The organism is Catenibacterium sp. (assembly GCF_052354645.1).
Lineage (GTDB): Bacteria > Bacillota_I > Bacilli_A > Erysipelotrichales > Coprobacillaceae > Catenibacterium > Catenibacterium mitsuoka_A.
Map to the genome: position 1 here is coordinate 1 of NZ_DAWDDM010000186.1, position 4023 is coordinate 4023.

Genomic DNA, 4023 nt, shown 5'->3' on the forward strand with positions numbered 1-4023 from the left:
CTCTTCAAATTTAAAAGAAAAGACTGTTAACATTTAGTTTGTCAACAGTCTGAAAGCAGGCATCGCCTGCTTTTTCTAGTCCTTAACCAAATCAATTATTTCTTTCGCAACACCATGATTATCATTACTATCAATCACTTTTTCTGCTATCTGTTTCAGTGCATTCACACTATTACTCATAGCTCGTGTATGCTTATAGCCTTTAAAAAGACTCATATCATTATAACCATCACCAAATACATAAACATCATCAGACATATGATGTGTTTCTATCACTCTTTTTACCATAAGTGCTTTATTCGCATTCATTGATGTAACTTCAATATTCCACCAGGATGATGAAGTGACATTAATTCCTTCTATTTGATCAAGCCAGTATTTGATTTGATTGATTTTCTGCTCATCATGCACAAATACAAATATCTTTCTTATTTCTTTATAATCTTGAAGATGTTGTTCTGAAAGTTGTGCTGTTGTATCACAAAATACAGTATCAGTAGAATAATCCCCTTCTTCCGTATTAATTTCAAAATCTATATGACGTTCTAATAAGCCATTCATAATAGTATGTGCAATCTTTAGATCGATATTTTCTTTATAAAGAATATCTCCCTGACTATTTCGACATTCTGCACCATTCAATAATACATAATAATCTATATCTACTCCCTTCAACAAAGGAGAAGCTGTCTTGTAACTACGTCCTGTCGCAATAATTCTATAAATAGGTGATGTATTCAATACGTCTTTAGTGAAGGGATCTACTACTCCATAACTATTAAGTAATGTGCCATCTAAATCACTGACAATTGTTTTCATACTATTCTCCAAAAAAGTCAGTTCAAAGAACTGACTAAAGTGATAACTCCATAATAATATCATCAGGCGTAATTGAACCTGTTTTCACCTGAGCAATATCAGTATAGCTGTTATGGTTAGTGACAATCGTAATAACTGTTTTCTGGCACTGATGTCTTTCTACTCCATCTAAGTCCATTACAGTGAGAAGATCACCCTTTTTGACTTTCTGTCCCATTGTGACTTTTGTATCAAATACTTTTTCATCGGTAATTTTTACTGTATCAATACCTAAATGTAGAAGAAGTTCTGCACCTTCATTTGTGATGATTCCAATTGCATGTTCTGATTCACTGATAAAGCTGATTGTACCATCTGCAGGAGCATAGATCTTACCATCAGCTGGTTCAATAGCTGCACATGGTCCCATAATACCTTCTGCAAACATAGGATCCTTGATTGCACTCATTTCAATCGCATCTCCTGATGCAATCGCAAATAAAGATTCACTAGAAACTTCTTTTTCTTCTTTTGGTTCTACGACTTCTTCTTTTTCTGTCTTAGGAACACAGAATAACCATGTAATAGAGAAAGCCACCGCAAATGCGACTAAGTTAACAAGAATATAGAATGGTAACTGATTATTAAGATATAGTAATGTACCAGGAATACCAGTAATACCCATACCTGTTGCTTTAAGATGGAAGATAGAAGCAAGGAATCCACCAACACCTCCACCAATCATTGCAGCGATAAATGGTTTTACTAAACGAAGGTTGACACCAAATACTGCAGGTTCAGTAATACCTAATGCAGCAGATAAAGCAGATGGATAAGCAACCTGTTTCATTTTCTGATCATGAACTTTAATTGCGATAGCTAATACAGCACCTGCCTGCGCAATGTTTCCACAAGTACCAATTGGGTTTAAATAGTTCCAGCCATCATTGGCTAACATACTGATTTCTAAGAAGTTTAAGATATGATGAATACCAAAGATACCAAGTAACTGTCCAAAGCTTCCGTATAATAAACCACCAAAACCTAAAGGTAACTGCAATAATTTTTCAACTACAAATAATACACCTGTTTCAACTGTATGAAGAACTGGACCAATCGCAAATAATGCGACTGTCATACCAATAAGTAATGTAAGGAATGGAGTAAGAATAAGATCTAATGCATCTGGAATACGTTTTCTTAACCATTTCTCCATATTGGCACCAAGAATACCTGTCACAAAGGCAGGTAATACAGAACCCTGATAACCAGATACCTTTAAGAAATTGAAGAACATCAATGGTTTTGCAGCACCAGAGCCAACATCATATGCACTTGGAAGACTAGGACTTACAAGCATTAAACCTAATACAATTCCAATTACAGGACTGCCACCAAAGTTTTTAAATGTTGACCAGCATACAAGTGCAGGAAGGAATGCGAATGCGGTATCCGTTAATACCTGTGTAAATGTAAGTAAGTTTGCAGGAACACTCTTAGTTGTTAAACCAAAAAGATGCAAGATAGCTTCTTGAGTCAATAAGCCTCTTAGACCCATGAATAAACCTGTTGCGACAAGTACAGGAATAATTGGTACAAAGACATCAGAGAATGTTCTTATAGCTCTTTGGAATTTATTTCCGTATACTATTTTTTCATCGTTGTTACTACCTTCTTCGCCAGTCACCTTGATTACCTCATCATAAACACGATTTACTAAACCTGTCCCTAGAATAATCTGATACTGTCCTGAATTGAAGAATGATCCTTTTACCTTATCTAGTGATTCAATTGCTTTCACATTGATTTTATCTTTGTTTTTTACTACTAAACGCAATCTTGTTGCGCAATGTCTTACTGAACTAATGTTTTCTTTTGAACCAGTTAATTCAATAATCTTTAATGCAAGTTCTTTATCGTTCATTTTTCTAACCTTTCCTTTTTAATTTGTTAAGCGCTTTACTGATTATATTTATACCTCTTAAAGCGCATTAATTGAATGGAATAACATAATATAAATATGGCTTTTTCTAACCATTTATACTTTTTTTAGTATAAATGTGTAAGTTTTAAAATCACCATATTCTAAAGGTACACATAAGCCCATATGCTGCAGCTCATCTCCACCATAGATTTCTTGTGTATGACATTCTAAATAATCAGAATCTTCATCTAAGTATGTTAACTTAAAGTACTTCTGAGCAGTTAGAGGATTATAAAAACGAGTCATTATGACAACATAAACAGTCTTTCTATCAAGACTGACTACTTCCCAGCCCAAATGATTTTCATCACATTCAAGAGCATGTAATTCACCGTTGAGTGTTTCTTTTCTTATTGTTTTATATTCCTGAATCTGCTTCTTAATATCATCTAATTCATCATCTGTACACTTTGTAAGATCAAGTTCATAACCTAAGTTAAATAGTTTTGCGATATCATAACGTGTCTCTAAGGATGTAATACGTCCTGTCTGGTGATTAGGAACAGCACTGATATGTGCACCTATCACTGATTGTGGATAAAGCAGACTAAAACTATCTTGAATCACACTGCGATTGAGTGCATCCGTATTATCACTGGCCCAGTTCTGCTGCATATAACATAAGATACCTGGATCAAAACGTGCACCTCCACTTGAACATCCTTCAAAAAGAACATCAGGATAACGAGATGTAATCACATCAAGCACATGATAAAGACCAAGCATATATCTATGAGCCACTTCTGTACTATATTGAGATATATGAGAACATACATCACTCATCGGTCTATTCATATCCCATTTGATATAATCAATAAGTCCTGTAGAAAGATAAGAATCAAGCATATGAATTAAATAATTCTGCACATCTTCCCTGGATAAATCAAGAAGATATTCATGACGGCCTAAAGTAGGTTCATATCCATCTACTGATAATGCATAATCTGGATGATTTATATATAAATCACTGTTTTTACTAATAGCTTCTGGTTCAAACCATAAACCAAACTTCAAACCATATGATTTAACAAGTTCAGCCGCTTTTTGTATACCACCTGGAAGCTTACTCGTATTACATTTCCAATCTCCCATAGAATTATGACTATTATTTTCTTTTCTAAACCAGCCATCATCTAATACAAGTAATTCAATACCTAGTTTACTCGCAAGTTTGGCTTGTTCTTCAATCTTTTCTAAAGACACATCATAATACATAGCTTCCCAGGTATTTAATAATATAG

3 protein-coding genes are annotated in these 4023 nt (G+C 34.2%); all 3 read right to left on the minus strand.

The genetic code is table 11. The annotated features are described in order from the left end of the window. Window positions 1-75: 75 nt before the first annotated feature. The gene (locus tag ACT8VG_RS08235) at window positions 76-819 is read right to left on the minus strand and encodes an HAD family hydrolase (RefSeq protein ID WP_195920534.1); all 744 of its coding nucleotides are present in this window, start codon (window positions 817-819) and stop codon (window positions 76-78) included. Window positions 820-853: 34 nt separating this feature from the next. Then, a complete protein-coding gene (locus ACT8VG_RS08240; protein WP_418220661.1) occupies window positions 854-2722 on the minus strand; it encodes a sucrose-specific PTS transporter subunit IIBC in 1869 nt (622 codons plus the stop codon). Between the two features lie 114 nt (window positions 2723-2836). Then, window positions 2837-4023: alpha-galactosidase (locus ACT8VG_RS08245; RefSeq protein ID WP_444195603.1), on the minus strand; the 1187-nt coding region annotated here is incomplete at its 5' end.